Raw genomic sequence first — 20966 nt, 5'->3', positions numbered from 1 at the left:
AGCGGCTCCTTATGGGAACCGCTCTTGCTTTTTTCCTTTTTTACGAGGGTTCGAATCTATTTTTCGCTTACGTCCGTCAGCAGGCTTTTCAGCTCCTGATACTCGGCGGACCAATCAGCCTTGTCCGGGTCAAAGGCGTCCGGGATGCCGCCCCAGCCAACATAGCGGGAGAGGACTTCCTGCTCCGCTTCGGTGGCGGACCGGCCCTCGGCCTCGATCTGCTGTAAAGTGCGGATGGCCTCGACATTCATACGGTACTTGACCCTCGGCCCGCCCACGCCCAGGTTATCATCGGTGATGCGGAAATTCCCGGCGGCAACATCCTGTTCCATGACGGGGGCCTGCTCCGGCTGTGCGTGTTCCGGCTCGTCAAAACGCAGGGTCTGAACGACAACATCATAGGGCAGGCCGTTTTTATCGCCGGGATAGAGGGTCGCAGTTCCTGGTGTTGCTGTTGTGGTGCCGCCAGCCGGGGGCGGGGCCTCCGGCTGTTCCTCCTGGGGCGGCGCTGGCTGGGCCGGAACCTCCGGGGTAAACAGGGCGGCGTTGCGCTCGTCATAGCGCAGAGCGTCCTCAAAAAAGTCCCGACTGACCGTCTCATGGCTCCAGGCGTATGGCCCGGTGTGGATGCGCACGTCCAAGTCTCCAATGTATTCGATGGTCCCGGCAATATCGTGGTCGCCATAGCCAAAGGCCGCCTTGTCTCCCTCTCGACAGGTGAGCTGGCCCTCCAGCTCCACGCTCTCCCGCTGGACCGGCTCATGGGAAAAGCCGTCCAGCTCTTGCAGCCAGAGGGCGCGGAGAATGGGGGCAACGGCCTCCCAGGACAGGGACAGCTTTGTGCCGAATTTGTCCTGGATTTCTACCGCCATACTGACGGTAGAGGTAAAATAGTCCGCGATGTCCCCGGTTTCCAGCGTCACCGTCTCGGCGCGGCTGGCGAAAGCAAGGGACAGCCGCTGGGCAATTCCCCGGTTGTTCTCACCAGAGCGCAGCCAGCCGGAAATGTAGCCCTTGTCCCGGTCCGTCATCAGATGGGAGGTCAGCACTTCCCGGAAATCATCATTGACGCGGCTCATGTCGGCGGGCAGATAGCTGGTGATCCGGCCATTCCGCGTATCCTGGTGCAGCAGCCGCTCAAAGTTTTCTTTACTCTCGGTGCGGAAAAGAGGGATGGGCAGCGCAGGGTCCCGCAGTTCCACATCCAGCAGTCCGATGCCCGTGATCTCAAAAGCGGTATTGTTCAGATAGACCATATCGCCCGGACGGTAGGGCGGGGCAAAGGGGTCGTGGGGCGGCTGCTCCGCCGCGCCTATGACTTCCTGGATATTCTGCCAGTCCTCGTCAGAAACGGTGATGTCAACCTCATGGGCGGCGTCCCCGCTCCCGATGGTGATGGTGTCCCCCTCGCGGGTAACGGGCCGGTCAGAAAGGTCCGGGGGCAGCGCCGCCGTCTGTTCCCGCTCTGCGGCCTGCTGCAAAATGGGAACAATATCACGATATTTTTCATTTTGACGGAGGTAGTCCAGCAGTCCGCCGTAGCCATCGCCTACATCCTGACGGCCCCAAACCCTTACGCCATCCGGCAAAACAATGACGAACGAAACCTTGTCATAGCCGGAAAATTCATCAAACTCCGGGTCTTTGGATTCAATCCATCTTTGTTCTGTCCCATATTTTTTAATGGCAGCTTTTTTGCCTGCTACACGCTTATCATCCGCCTGCTTCATCAGACGGTCAAATTCGTGGACAGAATAGATTTTGTCGGCCTTAAAAACACCCGTTTCGCTGAACTCACAACAAACATACGGCGGTACTGCGGGGATGCCCCTGTCCAGCAATTCACGGATAACAACGGACGCGGCCTCATCTTCCTCATAGTAGCACCATCCATATTCAGTTCCGCCAGCGGCTAAGGCTTCGGGCGAAAGCAGTTTTTTTGCATCCGTTTCCCGTATCATAATTCCGCCATGACGGGCGGTGCTGACTTCATACACACCGTCTGCAAACTGATCGCTCATCTGCACTTTGCCCCAGGGAGAATGATCGCCTATCTCTGTCCCCCAGGGCGGCGTTTCTTCCTCATACCCTGTTGTATCGGGCATCGCATGGGGCGGGGCGGTTTGCTGCTCCTGCTGGAGCTGGGTGAGGGCGGCATAGGTTTCGTCCACAATTTCCCGATGCAGCCGGTAGCGGAAGTTGGGCATATCGTGATACAGACGTATAAACTCCGGCTCTGTAATGGTGAGTGCCGCCCGTTTGACTGCCGCATCGCCCTCAATTATCGCGTTTTCCTGGTCCGAATTTTTGCAGGCGTTTTGATAGGCCACATCTGCCAGCACCAAATCCCGGATGATAGGTTTATAGCGGTTATAGGTCTCCCGGATGGTAGGCGCGGTGCTGGAATCCTGCCCCGCCAGCCGTTCCGCATCGGCCACGACCTGTTCCACAAACTCGGAGGGGCTGTCCTGTTCCAGATGCTCCCGGATAGCGGCGGCATCAATATCCTCAAAGTTGTCCAGTTCTTCCTCGGTAAAAAACCTGTCCTCCTTCACCAGACGGGCAAGATGGCGCTGCACCTTGGTCCAGGGCAGGTCGGTGGCCGCGCCCTCCACCGTAACCGGGAACGCAGGGAGGCCGTCTCCATACTCATTTTTCAGCCACTCCGCCGTGTCCCGGTCACGGGCATGGCCGGTCATGTACTGCTGGACCCGACGCTTGCTGGCAATATCGCCGTTCCACTCTTGGAGGGCGGCGTCAATATCTTCCTGGGTGACTTCACGGGACGTGGAGGCGGGAGTGGGCGCGGATTGTTCCGGGGCCTCCGCTTCCGCTTTACGGGCGTTCATGGCCTCATGTTCCACAGAGAGATAGGAGACAACGAGACGTTTCCCGTCCTGCTCAATGCTGGAGACCGTTACATCGTGCCTATCCCGGAGGCGATGCACATACTCGCCCAGCTTATGGCCGGGGATGCCGCACATGGCCACACGCCCGATGCCGGGAAGATTGTGCTGCGTCAGCATCAAACCCAACTCAACGGAGACAACACGCGCATCCGGCCCGAACATTTCAAAGGAATCTCCTATCTGATACAACACAATATTTCCTGGATGGGCTTCTTTAAGTGCGTTGTAGTCCGTCTGGAAATCTGTGCTGCCCAGCACAGAAGCAAGCGGTTCTATTTCCGGGGCTGATGCCGTTTGCGTCTGCTCCGGGTGCGTTTGCCGGTATTGCTCCAATTCCTCCGGGGTCAGGTATCGGCCTTCTTCAATCAACTGCCGCAGCCGTTTTTCAGCGTCAGACCAGGATATAGTGACTTCCGCAGTCTCTTTGTCCTCGCCGTTTTTCTGTATTGTGATGCCAACATCAGGGCGATAATCCACCCATCCCTGTGTCCCATCCGGCAGCTTATGCCCTGCGGCAACACGGCCAAACGCTGCACTGACCGCGCCCACCGTGTCCTCAACGCTCAAATTCTGCTGATAGATTTCATAAATCCGCAGATTTTGGAAATGAAGCGGCGCTTCAAATCGGAGCTGTGCGTCGATGTCAGCCTGTGTGATCTCCAGGGCTGGGAGCTGTTCCAAGTGGTCGCTCTGGTACTTCTCCAATTCCTCCGGCGTAAGGTAACTGCCCTCCTGGATGAGCTGGCGAATACGTTTTTCCACAGCGGGCCACTTCACCGTAACTTCCGTCCTTGGATGGTAGCGCACCAATCTCAACCCGGTGTCAGGGCGGTAATCAGTGATACCCGATGCGCCATCCAGGAATGTATGATTGCCGCCGGAATATCCATATTCCTGTTTGAGCGCAGCAACCGCGTCTTTGGCAGAAATGTTCCGCTGATACATGGTGAAAATCCGCAGCCTGCCCGAATACTGCCGCAGAATCGTGTCAATTTCTGCCTGGGAAATGGAAGAAGCAGAGGGCGCGTCCGCGCTCTCTGCTTCTCGAATGGTCTCCATCTGCTCCCGCTGGGACGGGATTTCCGGGGGCATAAAACTTAGCTGTAAATCAGCTCCGACATGATAACTTCCTCCGCCTGTGCCTTGCAGGTGTTCATCAGTCCCACCCACTTCATCTGATCGCTGGCTTTCAACTGCTCCGTGGCCCTCGCCGCCTTCGCCAACTGCGGCATCATCTGCTCCAGACGGCTGTTCGCCGCGTCCTCGATCTCCAGCAGGTGGCTGAACAGGGTCCCGTTCAGCGTCATGCGGTTGAACAGGCCCGGTCGATGCTCCTTCAGATACGTCCGGCGCATCCTCCCGTACTTGCCAAGGTCCCGGTCCGGCTGCTCCGGCAGGGCCAGATTGGGAATCAGGTAATCTCCCACTTGGGTGTAGGTCAGATTGTTCTCCATGTTCGGCGTTCCTTTCTGCGGATTTTTCCCGCGCATATTTTTTGATGGTGACTTCGATCTGCCGCAGCACCGTCTCGCTCCCCAGGCTGACCGCCGTACCCAGCTCCGTGATGGTGTCCTGGGTGTTGAAGTCAAAAATACTCAGGAAATCCTCATGTTCAAAGTATTTTTCCGGCTCCAGGCCGCAGCGGGACATAAGGGTGTATGCGATGCTGACGGCGGTGGCGTTTCGGAACTGCGCTCCGATGTTGAACTCATCATACTCCTCCAAAAAGCTGCCGTCAACGATGCGGAGGATGTCCTGCCGGTGATCGTCCCAATATTCCGCCGCAAGCTGGGCGGCGATCCTCTCAAACTGTTCCACGAGGTCGTTGCCGGACACGTCAAACCGCTGCTCCAGCGCCGCCGATACCGTGTCCTGATATTCCTCCCGGTACTTCCACAGCTTGGGCCGGGTTTCCTCTCCGCCGCCGGTGTCAGCCACATCGAACACATAGCGCAGAAAGGGCCTGCTGCCGCTGTTGTCGATGATGGCGATGCCCGTGGCCCCCCGACGCACATACCGGCGCATCCGCTGATTCCAGAAATCATATTCCGCGCAGGCGGTGGCGTTGGGCCGCTGGGCGTGAATCAGGAGCTGCTCGGGGTACGGATATTTATAGAGACGGCCCGCCGTGGAGAGAAAGGCTGTCCATTCCTGATAGCTACCAGTGATCTGGTGGGCGGCATGGTCGGCCATTTGTGCATAGGCTTGGAGCTTACTTGCCATAGGCAGGGTCCTCCGTCTCAAAGTCCGGGAACAGGTCCAGGGCAGCAAACTCCGCATCGGTCATACGTCCCAGCTTGGAAAGGGCGCTGTCCGTCAGCGTCCGCAGCTCGTCCTCGTCCGGCTCCAGGTAGCCCCGCATCTCGGTGAGGGCGGCGATCACGCCCGCACGGGTGCCGGAACTGTTGTAAATACACACCAAATTCTGTTCCTCAAATGTAAAATCGTTCATTTTCTTACCGCTCCTTTTCCGCGCTCTTTTTTGGCGCTGCCTTTTTTCGTTCCTGGGTTGGCTGGTTTTTGAGCTGGGCCACAACGGATTTTTTCTTTTCCCGGTGGACGGCATCGGCCAAATCCGTCAGGGCGATGGTCTGTCCCGCCTTGACTTGGGCCTCCAATTCGGCCACAGTGGGTTTCCGGCTGATGAAGTCCGGCACCTTCGCAAAGCCAACACTGTCGCAGTAATGACAGGATACCACACCGTCCTGCTTGACGGCAATGATGTCGCTGACGGACATGGAGGGGCGGTGATAATCTGCCGGGTGATCGGTGTTGAATCTTTCCCACAGCTTTTCCAGGGCGCTGGACCCCAGCCCCGGTGCCAGTTCTCCCGTATAGACCAGATCGTAATTGCCACGTTCAACAGTTAGCCCCTTGGACATCAGCCAGTCCATGTTCATAAAGCGGAGATCGCGTTGTTCAGCGCCGTCCTTTATCTGATAAATGGCAAAGCAGTCCCCGCCATAGTCGAGAAAGGCCCGTTCCCGTTCCTTCTGGTGATTCAGCCGGTCCACAATGCACTGGTGAAATTCCGGGCTTTCCTCCCATTCCTTGCGGGGAACGGCAAACATCATGCCATCCGGCTGCTCCACGAGATCGTCCCGGTCAAAGACCATAGCGGGATTTTCGCCAGCCTCCACCATGTAGACAGTCAAATCCTGCTCCAGCAGCTCCGCCGCCCGTTCCCTGGACAGGGGCAGCAGATCGCCGCCCGAATAGCCGTAGTCCTGTTCCAGTTCGTCAGCGGAAAAGGCCGGGTCTGGCAGGGGGTATTCGTCTAACGGAGTGTCCCACAGGGCGTCATCCTCCTGAGCGAAATGCGCCCGCAGCTCCCCGGCGTAATCTCGGCCCTGCTCCGGCTGGACGGCCACAGCCGCCTCCAGCGCACGGTCAGCACGGTCCCGCAGTTCATCCACAACCTCTATGGGGGCAAGATCAACGGCGATTGTGCCGATTTCCTCCGTCCTTCGGATATGCTCTACAACGTCCGTGATAGAGGAACCGGGGGCATCTAACTGCCCACCGTCAAGCTGTGCCATATCATGCTTGGTGTAGAGCGTGTAGTCCCACCCCTCGTCACTGGCCTGGATATGGAGGTAAACGGAATCATCCAGAAGGTAGAGGGCTTCGTCCGCCTGCTCCGGGGGAGACGGGATTGGCGCGGCTGGCGGCTCCCGCTCTGCCGCATCCGGCTGGATGAAGCTGAACGGCTCCCCGGCAAACAGAATCGGCTCCGTCTGCTCAAATTGTGCCAGCACGCCAACGCGCAGGGCGTCAAACTCGGCGTAATCCTCCATCGAGAAATACCCCTGTGCCAGCAGCTCCGCCTGGGTCTCGGTATAGCCGGTTCCAGACACAAAATCGAACATCTTCTCATGATCGGAGAGATAGCGCAGGGATTTATCATCATTGATATAATGGCCGCGATTGTCATAGTGGTCACGCCTGCCCAGGTACACTTTATCATCCTCGCCTACCAAGGCATCCAGTTCCGCACCGTCCTTCGTGACATAGCGGCTCACCCGTGCCGCCCGCATGACGCAAAAATCCTCAAAATGCAGCGTCCCGGCTTGCAGCTTTTCCAGCAGAGCATTACAAGTGGCTTCATCTTCCACGAACATCGTCCGATCCAGTTTTGAACCGCCGTCCATTTTCCGATAGGCCATCAGCAGGAACTGGCCCCTGCCGCCTTCGCCCCCAACGGCGTACTCATATTCCGGCTCCTTCTCCTGGGACAGACCATCCAGCCGGTCCAGCATAACCTTTGCCTCCGCCGCGCCGGTGTCCTGGCTGACAAACTGATCCAGAGTGGCCCGGACAATGGACGGATTCACTTGCAGGGTGCGGACCAGATTTGCCTTGGTCTGCTCCCGGTTGTCAGGGAGAAAATTCTTTTTGATAAGCCCCGCCTGATACAGCCGGTCCAACATATCCAGCATATCGCTGATGAACCGCTCCGGAGTGTCAGGCGGCAGCTCCGCCGCTGGCACGTCCTGCGTCTGGACCAGCCCATCCAGCCTTGCCAGCAGCGTTTTGGCTTTTGTCAGGTCGGTAAGTATCAAGTCAGTATGTTCGATCAGATAGTTCAGCGGGCCGCGCACACCTTCAAAATAACCTTTCCGCATTTCAATCACAAGGTCAGCGATGGACCGCTCCTTGGGGTCCTGGGTAAACGGGTGTTTCAGAACTCCCTCCTGATGAAGCTGATCCATAAAATTGTATAAATCAGCGGCAAACTGTTCCAGGGTGTCGGGCGCGGCAGAGGGCGCGTCCTGTTCCGGCTGCTGGGCGGTCAGGTCAATGCCCTGTTCCTTGCAAATCTCTTGAAAATGGCGGTCAATGCTGGTGATGAGGATATTGGCGGTCTTGGAGATGGTCTCCAGGCTGGCCTTCAGCTCCGGCAGGGTCTTGTCTTTGGACCAAGTGGCGATGTAGCCCAGGCTGTTGGCGCTGGTCTCGATGCCGTAATACTGGCAGACGGTATAGGAAACGCTTTCCGCCTCCACTTCCTTTGTGTTTTTATCTTTCGGTTTGGGCGGTTCCCGATCTGTAATCCCAGCGGCGGCGGTGAGCTGCTCCCGCTCACGGTTGTGGAGCATAGCGTGGGTGATCTCATGGACGGCGGCGCACACTGTCTGCACCTGGCTCATGCCCTCCCGGATGGTGATAGTCTGATCGTTCAGGCTCAGAAACCCGTCCAGGCCCTCCCGTAGCGGCTTGAACATGATCGACACCGGGGATGTGCGCCGCAGGGCCTCCATGAACGCCTCGTACTGCTGCACATCCCCGGTCAGGCTGGAAACAAGGCTGGGGAGGGGCCTGCCCTCGGTCTGGCTCACATCGAACACCTTGACCGGGCGGAACAGGGGAATCTCGACTTCCCGTTCCTCCATGATAACATTTCCGTCATGGTCCAATACCGGCGCTCTGGTATCCGGGTCCAGCTTCATTTCCTCAATACGCTTTTTGAACGGCGTGGGGGCGATGATGGTCAGGCCCTTTTCTCCCTTTTTCACATGACGGCCAAACTGATTTTTCCACTTGTTGAATCCGGCCACATGGGTGGCGCTGGGCATCTGAATATGGATGAGGATGGTATTGTTATAGGAATAGCTGTGAAACCGGGACATGGTGCGGAGATAGTCCGCAAATTTATCGCTCTGGAACAGGTCCTGTATGTTTGCCTCAATCCCGGTGACGATTTCCTTGATCCGTTCCCGGTTGCTGGGCTTTTTGTCTGCCACGGCAAAAAATCTCCTTTCTTCAAAATGGCCCCGCACAGGAAACCGTGCGGGGCAAAATTCCGCAAGTAGAAGTCAATTTTGGCCCTCCGAGGGCAAAGTTACGTCCCTGGGCGGTTTGACGTTTTGAAAGCGTTGTGCCGCAAGGCTTTCCAGCCCTCTATTTGCGGAAGTGCGAGGCCGCTTTTGCTTTCCGCTCCCGGTCCCGTCTGCGGCGTTCCCTGGCGGCGCAGGCAGGGCAGTATTTCACCGAATTGGAACGTGAGAAAATCGGTGCGCCGCAGATACAGCAGCTTTTGACGGGCCGTGCCGCCATGATCTCCCCGTGCAGCTCCTGGTCCGCTGGCAGGACGGCGGCGCGGAAGTATTTGCAGATTAAGGTGTTGGAAATCATCTGCGGACAGGGGCAGGGGTCCCCATCGTCCAGCAGGAGGCAGTTGCCGCCCTCGCAGTTGGCGCACAGGCGGCGGATGAGCTTTTTCACCCGCCGGAACTGGCTGTCATCCATCCGGGGCAGCTTATCCATTGTCGAACACCAGCTTGTAATTTGTCTTGGCCCCATCGTCCTCCAGCACCACCGTGGCGTCATAAGTTTTCCCGGTTTTCTCCGAGAAACAGCCGGTGAGCTTCACCCGGCCCTTGTTCAGCAGGGCGGCGGCAACGGACTTGGTGAGCGTCTTTTTCTTGGCGGTGAAAAACTTGCTGTCTTTCCACAGGACAAAGCGGCACTCCCGATTTTCACAGAAAAAGCCCTTTTTGCTTTCGGTCACAGCGCCGCCGCAGCGGGGGCAGGGGCCGACAGCCTCCTTGTCCGAGGGGAACAGCACCGCCGCGCCGGGAACAGGCCGGTACGTTTTTACCAGCTCATCCACCATAGCGGCGATCCCGGCCATGAAGTCCTCCGGGGACAGTTCCCCGCGCTCCACTTCTCCCAGCCGCTGTTCCCAATCGGCGGTGAGCAGAGGGGATTGCAGGACCTCCGGCAGAACAGTGACGAGAGAGCTGCCCGCCTGGGTGGGCAGGAGGCTGGTGATCTTCTTGGCTTTCTTCCGTTCCACAAGCCCGGTGTCCACCAGCTTTTCCAGGATGGCGGCGCGGGTGGCGGGGGTGCCGATGCCGCGCCGTTCCATATCTTCCGGCATCTCCCCAGCACCGGCAGTCTCCATACTTTGGAGGATAGTGTCCTCGGTGAAATGCTTGGGCGGTGTTGTTTTCCCCTCCTTCACCTGAACGGTATCCACCGCCAGCGTCTGGTTCTCTGCCAGACCGTCCGGCAGGGCGGCGTCCTTGGGGAGTGCGGCACAGGCCCGCCAGCCCATGTCCAGCACCGCTTTTCCTTTGGCGGTGAAGCGATGCTCGCCACACTCCGCCGTCAGGCTGGTTTCGGCGTACCGATGGGGCGGGCAGACCGCCCGGAGCAGCCCCAGCGACACCAGCCGCAGGATTTCCCGCTCTCCCTGGGGGAGCGCGGCGAGGTCGGCATCGGCGGCGCTTTTGGTGGGGACAACGGCATGGTGGTCGGTGACGTTCTTACTGCTGCACACCTGGGAGGCCAGCGCCGTCCCCGGTGCGTCCACCCCGCAGATCACGGCGGCGGCAGACACCAGCATGGGAACGGCGTTTTCCATATCGTCCGTCAGATACCGGCTGTCCGTCCGGGGGTAGGTACACAGCTTCTTTTCATAGAGGGCCTGCAAATAGTCCAGCGTCTGTTGGGCGGTGTAGCCCAAGGTGCGGTTGGCGTCCCGCTGGAGGGTGGTCAGGTCATAGAGGGCCGGGGCCTTTTCCGACTTCTCCCGGCGTTCCACCGTCTGAATGGTGACGGCACTGCCCTCACAGGCGGCGGCGATGGCGGCGGCGTCCTCTTTGCCGCTGATCCGCTCCCCGGTGAGGGTCACGCCGCCGCAGTCCAGCTCCACCGTGTAGAACGGCACCGGCTCAAAGGCGGCGATCTCCGCCTCCCGCTGGGCAATCAGCGCCAGCGTGGGGGACATGACGCGCCCAATGTTCAGTGTCCGGCCATACAGCACCGAAAACAGCCGCGTGGCGTTGATGCCCACCAGCCAATCGGCCTTTTGGCGGCAGAGGGCGGCTTGGTGCAGGCCGTCATAGTCGCTGCCGGGGCGGAGGTTTTCAAAGCCCTCCCGGATGGCGCTGTCCTCCATGCTGGAAATCCACAGCCGTTTCATAGGCTTGGTACAGCCCGCCAGATGGTAGGCGGTGCGGAAGATCAGCTCCCCTTCGCGTCCGGCGTCGCAGGCGTTTACCACCTCCGACACATCCTTCCGGCGTAGCAGCGTTCGCAGGATGTCGAACTGCTCCCGTTTATCCTTGCCGATGGTGAACCGCCAGCTTTCCGGCAGGATAGGCAAATCCTCCCGTCGCCACTTGTCATAGCTGGGGTTGTAGACGGCAGGCTCGGCCAGCCCCGCCAGATGCCCGATGCACCAGCTTATCAGCCAGCCGCCGCCTTCCATGTGGCCCTCCTTCCGGGCTGTGGCCCCCAGCACCTTGGCAATACTCATAGCAACCGAGGGCTTCTCCGCAATCACAAGGCGATACATAAAATCACGCTCCTATCAAATTTCAGAATATTGGGTTGAATTTTCGAGACAATAATGATAGAATACTATCAGAATCATAGAAGGAGGCTGCGCCATGATTATTAAACCATCAACCGCTTTGCGAAACGATTACGGTTCTATTTCCGATTTAGCGCATAAAGAAGATATGCCCATCTACATTACCAAAAATGGAGAGGGGGATTTGGTGATTATGAGCATAGATGCTTTTGAGCGCCGCGAGGAGGTTTTGAAACTGCGGGCAAAGCTGGCGGCTGCGGAACAGTCCCGGTTATCTGGACAGCCTGCCGTTTCCATAGAAGAATCCCGTAAGCGTTTGGAGGAAATCTATGGACAAAACGTATAACCTGGACATTCTCCCTCCCGCTCAAGCGGAATTGGAAGAAATTGCGCGGGTACATATGGCACTTTCCGGGGTGCAGTCAGCCCGCAGAATAACGGATAAAATTTACGATGCGATGGAACAGTTGATGTGTTTTCCGTTATCCGGGCCACCGATCCGGGATGATCTGTTAAGCGCTGCCGGGTATCGCTATATTCTGGCGAGCAAATATTTGATTATTTACCGCCTGCTGGGAGATACCATAGTGATTTACCATATCGCTCATGGCGCAACAGACTATCCCAAATTGCTTAAAACCTCGTTTTTTGAATGATAAGCGGCCCCGCAAATTGAAGCGGGGCCGCTTGTTTGTTCGATTGATATTGCTACCGGGACCGGGCACGGTCCGGAATGGGCGGTATGACTTCCACACCCCGGTAGCAGGGCAGGACGCAGCTCTCGCCGCAGCGTTTACAGCCGTGGCAGGGGTGGTCCTTGGGCGGCGCTGGCTTGGCCCGCTGCTCTTGCCGGGGCGGAGGGGCCTGCATCATCAGGCGTTCCAGGGGATTGGATGTAAAATATCTCATTCGTCCCCCTCATCCTCTGCGCCGCCGTCCTCATACTCGTCCTCATCGCCGTAATCGTAGTCCTCCAGGTCGGCGCTGCCCTTGGTATCGGGCTTTTTCTTCTTGAATTTCAAGAAATAGACCGCGCCGCCGCCAGCCAGGGCCACCGCCAGCGCCACAGCCAGCATCCCATTGACGCCGCCCTTTTTCTCCGGCTCCGGGTTAGGCTCGGTGTCAGTTTCTGCCGGGTCCTCCTTCTTTTCCGGCTCCGGTTCTTTGCCTGCGCACTCGGTCATGTTGACAGAGCAGACCGGGCAGGCGGTATTGACCGCCCCGGCGTGGCATTTGTCGGTGCAGATGCAGGCGGCGGGTTCGCCCTGCTCCACCAGCGCCGCCAGATCAGCTTCATCCACTTTGTTTAGAAAATACGTCTTGTACTGTTCCTCATCCTCGTTCACCGGGGCGTCATAGTCGATCAGAATGTAAAAAATATTCCCGTCCCGACCCTCCACGGTGATAAACTGCTTATGAGTGTCTTTGCTGTAAAGCAGATCGCGGGTGAAAAACTCGCTGTCCACGGACAGCGGTTCCCCCTGCTGGGGCTGTTGGCCGGTGGCAGGCTGGCCTGTCTGCTGATCCGTCTGCGGGGTGTCCTGGGGCGACGTGGAATCCTGGCTCCAGTATTCCAGCACCTTGTCGCTGCCGTCCTCCGGCCCGCCGCCAGCAAAGGCGGTGACAGGGAGGACGGAGAAGCACAGCATCAGCGCCAGCACCATAGACAGGATGCGCCGCTTAGACGTTCTCATGGCTGCTGTCCCCCTCTCCCACCGGCGCACCGTGCTGGGCGTTGTGAATGAGCGCGGCAAGCTGGTCGGGGTCCAGGCCCATGCTCCGCACAAGGCCGATGATGTCCAGGTTTTCCAGCTCGGTGCGCTGCTTTGCCAATTCCTCCTGCCGCGCTTGCAGCTCGGTAATCTTGGCGGCGTTTTTCTCATATTCCGTGTTGATTTTCTTGATTTTCGGGTTCATAAAATTCCCTCCTTGTTATGGTTCTGGAAGTCTGCCGTAGCAGTAAAAGTGAGCTTGCCAGTAGGATGTATTGAGGTTGGCGTAGGAGATCGGGGACCCACAGTGAATCATCATTCCGTTCCCCACATAGATGCCGCAGTGGGTCACGCCGTCCGGGTTGGGCGCGTCATAGGTGTACTTGAAAAACACCAGATCGCCAGGGCGGGCATTGGCGGGGGAAACCGGGGTACAGACGTTGCAAAGCCCCTGCGCCCCCAGCCGCCCATAGTTCCAGCCGGAGTGATTGATAACCCAGCTTACAAAGCCGGAGCAATCAAAGGAGGTAGAGGGAGAACTGCCGCCCCAAACATAGGGATAGCCAAGATATTTCTCGGCTTCGGCCAGCATTGCCGCGAAAACCTCATCCTCCAAAGCCTCCGGCGGTACGTCATAGTCCAGATAGTCCTGCCGCTGGGATGCGTTGGGGTATTCGCTGGCGGGGAACAGGTCGGGCCGGTTGCCCAGGGTGGCAATATACACGGCGTAAATGTTCATCCCTTCCTCGTCCAGCAGATAGATGGGCAGATGGGACAGGTCAAAGTTGTCCAGCGTCACCGTACAGATGGAGTATTCATATGGTTCATCATCCTCGTCATAGCGGGTCTCCACCGTTACCGTTTCCGTGAGGGTGTACTGACGCTCAAAGAGCATTTCCAGGGTCCCCTGCACCTGTTCCAGCGTCCAGCCGCCCCGGTGGTAGGCGTTGAGCAGGGCCATCAGCACATAGGGGTCATGGCCGATTTCGTCCAGGTCATAGCTGTACTCGTCATAGTCGTGGGTACTCTCATAGCTGTCCAGGTAGCTTTGCAGCTCGTTTTCCATCCCGGCATAAGCCGCCTCCGCGCCCAGCATGGCCTCGTCGCTGGAGGGGTGGGTGGAGCCGCCCAGCCCGGACATGACGCCCTCCGCCAGCATGGAGCAGGAGGACATCCCATTGAGGAAGATGCACACCACCAGAAACAGGCCGATCACAATGAGAAAGCCCTTTTTGTGCCGCCAGATAAAGCCTGCGGTCTTTTTCGTTTCCTCTGCCGCCTTTTTTGCGGCCTTTGCCACGTTCTCCGCAGTTTTGACCGTGGAACCGGCAGACTGCCCCGCACGTTTGGCGGCGGCGTACTGTTTCCTGATGGCTCGTTTCTGCTGCCAACGGGAGACTGGGTTACTGGCAAGCTGGGGATTTTGCCGGATATGCTTTTGATACAGCACATTCACATTGGCCTGTTCCAATTTCCGCTCCGCTTTTGCCGCCTCCCGGTAGGGGCGCAGCTTTTGGGAACGGCAAGAGTGCGCCGCCAGACGCGCCCCGCCCTCGGCGGATTCTTCCAGCCGGTGGGCGCTCTCCACGCCCACGTTATCATGCTCTGTCTCGCTGATCTTCCGATGGACAGTACCAACTGCCGTATGGACGGGGGCAGTTTGAACAGCATGGGACAGCTTGGAGATGGGCGCGGGCTTGTCTACTTCCTCAAACTGCAATCGGGTCTTGGCTTTGCCGGTGGCCGGGTCCACAGTGCGCTGCTTGACCGGCTTTTTCTGCTTTGGAATTTTCTTCCGCGCCGCATCCGCCTGATCTGCCGCCTTGTCCGCAGGTTGAATATGTTCCTTCAGCCGAGGGTCTCCGCGCTCGGCGTCGGTGAACTGGAGGCGAGGCTGCTTATCTCTGCTCATCGTGCGGCCTCATGCGGCTTTCTGGACGGGTCAGGCAGAGCAAGGGGACGCGCCTGCGTTTCCGTTTTCTTTTCCTCCAGCCGCTGCCGGACAGAGGGCCGCTCACGCTTGCCACGGGTCCGCTCCGCCGCCCGTTCCAGCCGGTCCACAGCGCCAAGCGCCCCATAGATTGTCCTATTCATACCGGCATACATGGCATTTGCCGCCCGCATGGGGGCCAGCACAGCGGCCTGGAAACGCCCCTCCCGCGCTGTGTCCGTCTGCTGGATTTCCTTTCCAACGGCGGCGCGGCCAGCGTTTTTCAAATGGTTCCCCGCACTCCGCAGCTCCTGGCCCATAGCCTCCACCCGCTGGATGGACGCGCTGGTTTTCTCCATAGAGCCACAAATCTTATCCTGCACAGATTCCAGAATTTTTTTGATGCCCAGCGCATACACCGCCTTGTCCAGCGCAGACACGCCCATTTGCTGAAAACCGCTTACGGCGTCCTTTGCGCAGGAAATGATCTTGTCCCGTATTGTCTGAAGCTGTTCCCGCATTTCTCCCACCCGGTCCTCCAGCGTCTGCGCCATATCTGTAAGCGCGTCCTTCATAGACCGGCGCTGTTCCGGCATCTCGGAAAGCTGCTGTTTCACATCCCGCAGTTCGGACAGGACAGCGGCGTACTGCTGCTCCATGCTGTCCACGCAGGCGATCAGGCGGGCAAACTCCTTTGCCTGATCCTGCCGGTTGTTTTCCTCCATCAAGCGGAGCATTTCTCTGATTGCTTCATGGTCTTTCAAAAAATCCATACGCAATTACCTCCTACGCCTTATCCAGAAATTTCCTGTGGCTTCGTTGTCATAATACGATACAGCTCGGTGTCCTTCGGGAAACGGTCCACAAAGGGCAGAATCACGTTGCCGTAGAACAGCAGTCCCTCGCCCTCGCCGGAGTGGGTGACATAGGAAAGCTGGTGGGGGCTGATGTTGAGCTGCTTGGCAAGGATTTTCCGATCTCCCGCCGCCTGATTGAGCATATAGATGAAGTCCGAGTTTTCCAGGATATTGGAGATTTCCGGGCTTGCCAGAAGGTCTTTGCTGTTCTGCGTGATGCCGGTGGGAATCCCGCCCCACTTTCTGAACCGTTTCCAAATCTCCACGCTCCAACTTGCCAGCTCGCCTTTCAGCAGAAGGTGGAACTCATCCACATAGTAGCGGGTGGTCTTGCCCGCCGCCCGGTTGACGGTGACGCGGTTCCACACCTGATCTTGAATGACCAGCATCCCCAACTGCTTCAACTGCTTGCCCAGCTCCTTGATGTCATAGCAGACAATACGGTTGTCAATATCCACGTTGGTGCGGTGGTTGAACACGTTCAGACTGCCGGTGACGTAGATTTCCAGCGCCGTGGCGATGAATTGGGCCTCCTTTTCCTCCTGCGCCCGGAGAGCATCGTACAAATCCTCCAGGATGGGCATATTCTCCGGCCTGGGGTCGGTGAGGTATTTCTGATACACCAGCCGCACACAGCGGTCAATCACTGTTTTCTCCACCGGCTGGAGGCCGTCTTTACTGCCCACAACAATGTCGCAGAAGGACAGCAGGAAATCCACCTTCAAGGACAGCGGGCTTTCATCATCCGAATAGTCCAGGTTGAGGTCCATCGGATTGACATACTGCTTGCTGGTGGGGGAAATCTTTATCACCTGTCCGTCCAGCCGCTGGACGAGGGGATAATACTCGGCCTCCGGGTCCGCAATCAGAATGTCATCGTCCGTGACGAGGAACACATTCAAAATCTCCCGCTTGGCGGAGAAGGATTTGCCGCTCCCGGGAGTGCCGAGGATTAACCCGTTTGGGTTTTTAAGCGCCTTTCTGTCCACCATAATAAGGTTGTTGGAAAGTGCGTTCAGCCCGTAGTAAAGGGCCTCGCCGCCGCTCTGAAACAGTTCCTGGGTGGTGAAGGGTACAAAAATAGCGGTGCTTGAAGTAGTCAAGCCCCGCTGTATCTCGATCTGATTGCAGCCCAGGGGAAGGGAGGACATCAGGCCCTCCTCCTGCTGGAAGTCCAGCCGGGTAAGCTGGCAGTTGTATTTCTGCGCGATGCTGGACGCCTGGAACACGTTGTTGTCGAGCTGCCGCTGGCTGTCCGCTGTGTTGACCACCAGGAACGTCACCAGGAACATCCGCTCATTCCTGCTCTGAAGGTCTTGCAGCAGCTTTTTGGCCTCGCTGCCATAGGTGGCGAGATCGGAGGGGATGATGTCCATATCATAGCCTGCGCGGACTGCCTTTTTCTGTTCCTCGATCTTGGCCCGGTCCAGGTCGGTGATCTTCCGTTTCACCGTCTTGATGGCGCTGATCTGGTCCACGGACTGGATATGGAGGCTGACGATCTGACTGGATTCCATGTCCAGAAAATCCGCCAGCATACGGTCATTCAGCTCCGGGGCCAGGATTTGCAGAAAGCTCACCGCGCCGAACATCTTCCCCATGCGGAACATCCGCCCATTTTTGAACTCAAAGGAGCTGGGGGCGATGAAATCCTTGGTGGACAGCCCGGAGGGGGCCAGCCAGTCCCAGGAGAAGCGGAAGGGGGTCTGGCCGTCCATGTGGAAGATGCCGTGGAGCAGATGCAGCCGCTCTATGCCGTTCATGGGGGAGCAGGCCACACCCAGACGCTTGAAGTTGTTGCTAACATCCATCTCGATGCGCTCCAGCCGGGGCTTGGCGGCTTTGATGCTGTCCGCGTCAATGCCGAAGGTGAGATACTTGGTCTTTGTCAGGCCGTTGTTCCCCTTGGCAAGCTGATTTTGCAGCATTTCCGAGTATTCGTCCCGCACATCGTTGAATTTGTCCGCCCGCAGGGGAATGACGATGCTCCGGGCATAGCCGTCCTGGGCAGTGGACAGGTTCAGAAAGGAAAGCTGAAAGCGAATGGAGCTGTCAAAGTAGTTGAGGAAGTCGGACCAGCCCTCGAAAATGGCAGTCTTGTCCTCGTTCTGGCTGAGTTGGTAGTTGATGTCCTGGAACTGCACTGTCTTGGTATAAAAGGTATCAGTGACGCAGCAGATGCCGTCCGGGAACATCCGCTGGTAGGGGATGCTGTCCTGGGCGGACAGCTCCGTTTTATCCTTTCCCTTGGCTTTGGCGATTGCCGCCTCGATCTGCCGCCTGTCCTCATGGGACAGATGTTTACCGCCTTTTCGCTGGGCCGGACGCGCCTGCGGCTCCGGCTCTTTTCCGAACAGGCGGCGAATGAGCTTTTTGATTGCCGTAAACAATGCGGTACACCTCCTTGTCTAACTGGTCCTGCCGCTCCAGCGCGGCATAGAAATTGTTGGTCTTATAGGGGCGCTGCTTGGGCCGGAAGAAGCAGACGCGGAGAATGTTGCGGACGATCTTCTCCATCGGCTGGCCGTTCTTTTCATATACCCCCAGCAGAAAGAAGGGGAGCATGACCATCATCATGCACATCGCCGCCGTGCTGTTGCCCATCGGAACCCGCAGCAGGAAGAACAGCGGAACGCCGATGAGCGCCCCACCGCCGAAGCAGATCAGTTGCCGCTTGGTGAGATTGAACGCCACTTTGGTTTTTACCTTGGTTAAGTCCTTGGGGACCGGCACATAAGCCATTACCGTACCTCCTGTTCTCTGGCCGGGGCGCTGGGCTTGGACGGCTCTGCCGCTTTCTCCCGGAGTTTACCCAGCACAGACTTCTTCTCCTGGGTCTCCATATGCTGAAACAGGTCATCCAGGGCAAAGGAAAAATCACTGAGATCGCCCATACGCTCCATCCATTTGTCCGCTACCGCTTGCAGGGGATCATCCAAAGACAGAAGATAATCTACTTCTTCCGGCTCCAAACCATGTGTCTCCGTCAGGTATTCATGGGCATCCCGAATGGCGGTGATTTCTCTGGACTGCATTACCAGCGTGTCGGGCGGTAACTTGCTCCATGCAGAAAGATGGCCCTGCAAACCGGCGTCCAGCCGGTCATAGAGCTGCTGACATTTATCCACGATTGATATTCCTCCCATCGTTTTTCAGATTGGATTTTCCCACAGACGCTTTGCCGGGGCATAGTCGGCAAAATCCCTGACGGTGTGAAAAATCCGCTTGTTGTTCACCCATCTTTGCAAGTGCCGGGTGATGGGCGGGGCGCTGGGCCGGTCATAGACCATCACATAGGGGTCAAAGCCCAGGCCCCGCAGGGTGTCCACCCGATACAAGTCCTGCTCATGGGTGCTGCCGTAGTTGGTGAGGACGTACACCCTCCGCCTGCGGTCACTCTTGATGGCGGTCCGCTCTACGAAGCGGCGGAAGTAGCCGGTCAGGTCTACATTTGGGTCATCCCAGGCGAAATGTACCGCCTTTGTCCGCACCCGGTTCAGCAGGGCTATGTTGTCCGGGGTAGTCAAGCGGATGTCCAGCCCCTGAGAGAAGTCCACATAGGCGCGGCTTTCCGCAAGCTGCAAAATCAGCCTTTCATGGTCCGGGCAGGCCAGCAGATTAGCGTCCAGCAGCTTGATCTCCCGCTGTCCGTCCCAAAACTCGGACAGGTCGGCCACCTGATGGCTCCGCCGCCCTTCCTTATCTGAAACGATGCAAAATCCGCAGGCTCTCGGACAGCCACGGGTCAGGAAACCGTAGGCTGTATCGGGAAACTGCGGATATAACGAGTAGTCCGGGCGCTGATGTTCCACCACATCCGGGAGGTCCGGCCCTGGGCCGTAGCCGGTGCCGCCCCGGATGATCTGGTCGGCGTTGGCGATGTAGATGTTGTCTTTGGAATAGGTGTTGGTGAACACCCTGCTTTTGTAAACGAGGTCATACCAGCCCTCCGGCCTCCACAGCTCCACGGTGTCACCCCGCGCTTTATGGTAGGCGGACAATTTCATCAGGCAGAGATTGGGCCAGTTGTGGCCGTCCACATCTACGCAGCCAATTTTCATCACACTTCACCCCCGGCAGACAGCACCTTTTCATAGCGCAGCTTCATTTGTGGCGGACAGAGGTCCTCAGCGGGACAGCGTTTGCCGGTCCAGCGTTTACCCCCTGCCAGCCCCATGCACTTCCAGCCAGCGGCCCGCAGGCTGGTCCCCGGTTCAGTGTCCAGGGTGTATGTGATGATCTTCTGATAGCCCATAGCCTTTGCCGCCCGTGCTGCCGCAGCGTAGAGCATACTGCAAGCGTTTTTCTCCCCGGTGGTGCATAGGCGGTTGACTTCCAATGTCAGGCCGTTGTCCAGATGGCGGCTCACAGGACGGCCCACGATTGCCACGCCCACCAGCCGCCCCTCCTGAGCGCAGCCGATGGAAAACTTATGTCCCACCACAGGCTTATGATGCCGGTGGTGTTCCGCGACAAAAGTATTGGCAGCTTTGAGGGAAACGGGAACCAGGCGCATCACCGTTCCCCTTTGTCCGTTTTTCTCTGCCTGGGAGCTTTGGCCTTGTCCGGGGCCGGAGACTCTGCCGCCTTTGCGGTGTTCTGGAGCGCGTCACGCACAGAGGGCCGCGCCTTTTCGCTGCGGGTAGCGATCAGCTCCATCACCCGCTGATACTCGCCCAGCACAGCGGTGTGGAGGGCCTGCCGCATCTCCGATGTAGTGGGAAAACAGATGTCGTGATACTCGCCCTTGCTGTCCTTCCTGTCGGGCATAGAGACAAAAGCGCCCTTTTCGCCGTCCATGATCTTGATGCCCTTGACGGCAAAGCAGCCGCCCAGCGTCACGCTGGCAAAGGCCAGCAGATTCCCTTCCTCCTTCGAGGGGTAGACCCTCACGTCCACATCCAGCTTGGCGGGCTGGGGAGAGCTGGTCTCCTGGGTCATATTCTCGCTCATAACAATTTCCTCCTTCAATCAAATTCAGTGCGCCGAAAACACGCTCTTGGCGAGGCTCCCTGTCTTGAACAGGGTAAAGCACAGCAGCACCGTATATCCCATGCACGTCCAGATGGCGGCGCTAATGTCATCGCTTACGGAGATATTCTGCACCAGCACCGCATAAATCGCCACGCACACCATAATCAGAAATGCCTGGAATCCCAGGGCAAACAGGGATTTGAGATAGTTCTGGCCCATGCCGCCCACCTCCCGGTTGGAGAGGGTCGCCACGGGGATGGG

Annotated in this window: 19 protein-coding genes and 1 pseudogene; 2 read left to right on the top strand and 18 right to left on the bottom strand. The window is 58.0% G+C overall.

Annotation, left to right across the window (positions count from 1 at the left end; translation table 11 throughout):
• Positions 1-56: 56 nt before the first annotated feature.
• The 6 genes from D7X94_RS16060 to topB all read right to left on the bottom strand — a co-directional run bounded on the left by D7X94_RS16060 (position 57) and on the right by topB (position 11214).
• Positions 57-3854 carry an LPD25 domain-containing protein gene (locus D7X94_RS16060; protein WP_243111360.1) on the bottom strand — a complete coding sequence of 1266 codons (3798 nt, stop codon included), beginning with the start codon at positions 3852-3854 and terminating at the stop codon, positions 57-59.
• A gap of 152 nt (positions 3855-4006) precedes the next feature.
• Entirely contained in the window at positions 4007-4363 is a 357-nt protein-coding gene (locus tag D7X94_RS16055; protein WP_120428661.1) for a TnpV protein, read from the bottom strand.
• A gap of 758 nt (positions 4364-5121) precedes the next feature.
• A complete protein-coding gene (locus D7X94_RS16050; protein WP_120428659.1) occupies positions 5122-5361 on the bottom strand; it encodes a transposon-transfer assisting family protein in 240 nt (79 codons plus the stop codon).
• Between the two features lie 4 nt (positions 5362-5365).
• A complete protein-coding gene (locus tag D7X94_RS19950) occupies positions 5366-8653 on the bottom strand; it encodes a YodL domain-containing protein (protein ID WP_120428657.1) in 3288 nt (1095 codons plus the stop codon).
• 157 nt (positions 8654-8810) lie between these two features.
• Positions 8811-9176 (bottom strand): cysteine-rich VLP domain-containing protein, encoded by a 366-nt coding sequence (locus D7X94_RS16040; protein WP_120428655.1) that lies wholly within the window; start codon positions 9174-9176, stop codon positions 8811-8813.
• Complete coding sequence (topB, locus tag D7X94_RS16035; RefSeq protein ID WP_120428654.1) at positions 9169-11214, bottom strand: DNA topoisomerase III; 2046 nt, start codon at positions 11212-11214, stop codon at positions 9169-9171. The genes D7X94_RS16040 and topB overlap by 8 nt, the downstream gene beginning before the upstream one ends.
• Positions 11215-11308: 94 nt before the next feature.
• On the opposite strand from topB, the gene D7X94_RS16030 reads away from it, so the two are divergent.
• Positions 11309-11578: a type II toxin-antitoxin system Phd/YefM family antitoxin gene (locus D7X94_RS16030; RefSeq protein WP_120428652.1), complete on the top strand. Its 270-nt coding sequence runs from the start codon at positions 11309-11311 to the stop codon at positions 11576-11578.
• A complete protein-coding gene (locus D7X94_RS16025; protein ID WP_120428650.1) occupies positions 11562-11888 on the top strand; it encodes a type II toxin-antitoxin system RelE/ParE family toxin in 327 nt (108 codons plus the stop codon). The genes D7X94_RS16030 and D7X94_RS16025 overlap by 17 nt, the downstream gene beginning before the upstream one ends.
• 52 nt (positions 11889-11940) lie before the next feature.
• Here the strand turns inward: D7X94_RS16025 and D7X94_RS16020 are convergent, their stop codons facing one another.
• The 12 genes and pseudogenes from D7X94_RS16020 to D7X94_RS15965 form a co-directional block, all read right to left on the bottom strand.
• The gene (locus D7X94_RS16020) at positions 11941-12141 is read right to left on the bottom strand and encodes a hypothetical protein (protein ID WP_120428649.1); all 201 of its coding nucleotides are present in this window, start codon (positions 12139-12141) and stop codon (positions 11941-11943) included.
• Positions 12138-12926: a DUF4366 domain-containing protein gene (locus D7X94_RS16015; RefSeq protein WP_120428647.1), complete on the bottom strand. Its 789-nt coding sequence runs from the start codon at positions 12924-12926 to the stop codon at positions 12138-12140. Before D7X94_RS16015 ends, D7X94_RS16020 begins: the two co-directional genes overlap by 4 nt.
• Positions 12913-13149, bottom strand: a complete 237-nt coding sequence (locus D7X94_RS16010; protein WP_120428645.1) for a DUF4315 family protein — start codon at positions 13147-13149, stop codon at positions 12913-12915. The genes D7X94_RS16015 and D7X94_RS16010 overlap by 14 nt, the downstream gene beginning before the upstream one ends.
• A 15-nt stretch (positions 13150-13164) precedes the next feature.
• The gene (locus tag D7X94_RS16005) at positions 13165-14856 is read right to left on the bottom strand and encodes a C40 family peptidase (RefSeq protein ID WP_120428644.1); all 1692 of its coding nucleotides are present in this window, start codon (positions 14854-14856) and stop codon (positions 13165-13167) included.
• Positions 14853-15647 carry a DUF6674 family protein gene (locus tag D7X94_RS16000; RefSeq protein ID WP_120428642.1) on the bottom strand — a complete coding sequence of 265 codons (795 nt, stop codon included), beginning with the start codon at positions 15645-15647 and terminating at the stop codon, positions 14853-14855. Before D7X94_RS16000 ends, D7X94_RS16005 begins: the two co-directional genes overlap by 4 nt.
• Before the next feature lie 20 nt (positions 15648-15667).
• Positions 15668-18088 (bottom strand): VirB4-like conjugal transfer ATPase, CD1110 family, encoded by a 2421-nt coding sequence (locus tag D7X94_RS15995; RefSeq protein WP_120428667.1) that lies wholly within the window; start codon positions 18086-18088, stop codon positions 15668-15670.
• A complete protein-coding gene (locus D7X94_RS15990; protein WP_120428640.1) occupies positions 18033-18473 on the bottom strand; it encodes a PrgI family protein in 441 nt (146 codons plus the stop codon). The genes D7X94_RS15995 and D7X94_RS15990 overlap by 56 nt, the downstream gene beginning before the upstream one ends.
• Positions 18473-18859, bottom strand: coding sequence for a hypothetical protein (locus D7X94_RS15985; protein ID WP_120428638.1), 387 nt, complete (start codon positions 18857-18859; stop codon positions 18473-18475). Before D7X94_RS15985 ends, D7X94_RS15990 begins: the two co-directional genes overlap by 1 nt.
• A 24-nt stretch (positions 18860-18883) precedes the next feature.
• Positions 18884-19792: a radical SAM protein gene (locus D7X94_RS15980; RefSeq protein WP_199715150.1), complete on the bottom strand. Its 909-nt coding sequence runs from the start codon at positions 19790-19792 to the stop codon at positions 18884-18886.
• Complete coding sequence (locus D7X94_RS15975; RefSeq protein ID WP_120428636.1) at positions 19792-20250, bottom strand: XF1762 family protein; 459 nt, start codon at positions 20248-20250, stop codon at positions 19792-19794. The genes D7X94_RS15980 and D7X94_RS15975 overlap by 1 nt, the downstream gene beginning before the upstream one ends.
• A complete protein-coding gene (locus D7X94_RS15970; RefSeq protein WP_120428634.1) occupies positions 20247-20684 on the bottom strand; it encodes a SpoVG family protein in 438 nt (145 codons plus the stop codon). Before D7X94_RS15970 ends, D7X94_RS15975 begins: the two co-directional genes overlap by 4 nt.
• Before the next feature lie 24 nt (positions 20685-20708).
• A pseudogene (locus D7X94_RS15965) lies at positions 20709-20966 on the bottom strand (VirB6/TrbL-like conjugal transfer protein, CD1112 family); the annotation flags it as partial.

It is taken from the genome of Acutalibacter sp. 1XD8-33 (genome assembly GCF_003612555.1).
Classification (GTDB): Bacteria; Bacillota; Clostridia; order Oscillospirales; family Acutalibacteraceae; genus Acutalibacter.
The sequence above is the reverse complement of the archived record's forward strand: the minus strand, read 5'-3'. Positions and strand labels throughout refer to the sequence as shown.

Bases quoted from the DNA above. Each gene is read 5' to 3' on its own strand.
- D7X94_RS16060 (WP_243111360.1), bottom strand. From the start codon at position 3,854: ATGTATCAGCGGAACATTTCTGCCAAAGACGCGGTTGCTGCGCTCAAA.
- D7X94_RS16055 (WP_120428661.1), bottom strand. From the start codon at position 4,363: ATGGAGAACAATCTGACCTACACCCAAGTGGGAGATTACCTGATTCCC.
- D7X94_RS16050 (WP_120428659.1), bottom strand. From the start codon at position 5,361: ATGAACGATTTTACATTTGAGGAACAGAATTTGGTGTGTATTTACAAC.
- D7X94_RS16040 (WP_120428655.1), bottom strand. From the start codon at position 9,176: ATGGATAAGCTGCCCCGGATGGATGACAGCCAGTTCCGGCGGGTGAAA.
- topB (WP_120428654.1), bottom strand. From the start codon at position 11,214: ATGTATCGCCTTGTGATTGCGGAGAAGCCCTCGGTTGCTATGAGTATT.
- D7X94_RS16030 (WP_120428652.1), top strand. From the start codon at position 11,309: ATGATTATTAAACCATCAACCGCTTTGCGAAACGATTACGGTTCTATT.
- D7X94_RS16025 (WP_120428650.1), top strand. From the start codon at position 11,562: ATGGACAAAACGTATAACCTGGACATTCTCCCTCCCGCTCAAGCGGAA.
- D7X94_RS16020 (WP_120428649.1), bottom strand. From the start codon at position 12,141: ATGAGATATTTTACATCCAATCCCCTGGAACGCCTGATGATGCAGGCC.
- D7X94_RS16015 (WP_120428647.1), bottom strand. From the start codon at position 12,926: ATGAGAACGTCTAAGCGGCGCATCCTGTCTATGGTGCTGGCGCTGATG.
- D7X94_RS16010 (WP_120428645.1), bottom strand. From the start codon at position 13,149: ATGAACCCGAAAATCAAGAAAATCAACACGGAATATGAGAAAAACGCC.
- D7X94_RS16005 (WP_120428644.1), bottom strand. From the start codon at position 14,856: ATGAGCAGAGATAAGCAGCCTCGCCTCCAGTTCACCGACGCCGAGCGC.
- D7X94_RS16000 (WP_120428642.1), bottom strand. From the start codon at position 15,647: ATGGATTTTTTGAAAGACCATGAAGCAATCAGAGAAATGCTCCGCTTG.
- D7X94_RS15990 (WP_120428640.1), bottom strand. From the start codon at position 18,473: ATGGCTTATGTGCCGGTCCCCAAGGACTTAACCAAGGTAAAAACCAAA.
- D7X94_RS15980 (WP_199715150.1), bottom strand. From the start codon at position 19,792: ATGAAAATTGGCTGCGTAGATGTGGACGGCCACAACTGGCCCAATCTC.
- D7X94_RS15970 (WP_120428634.1), bottom strand. From the start codon at position 20,684: ATGAGCGAGAATATGACCCAGGAGACCAGCTCTCCCCAGCCCGCCAAG.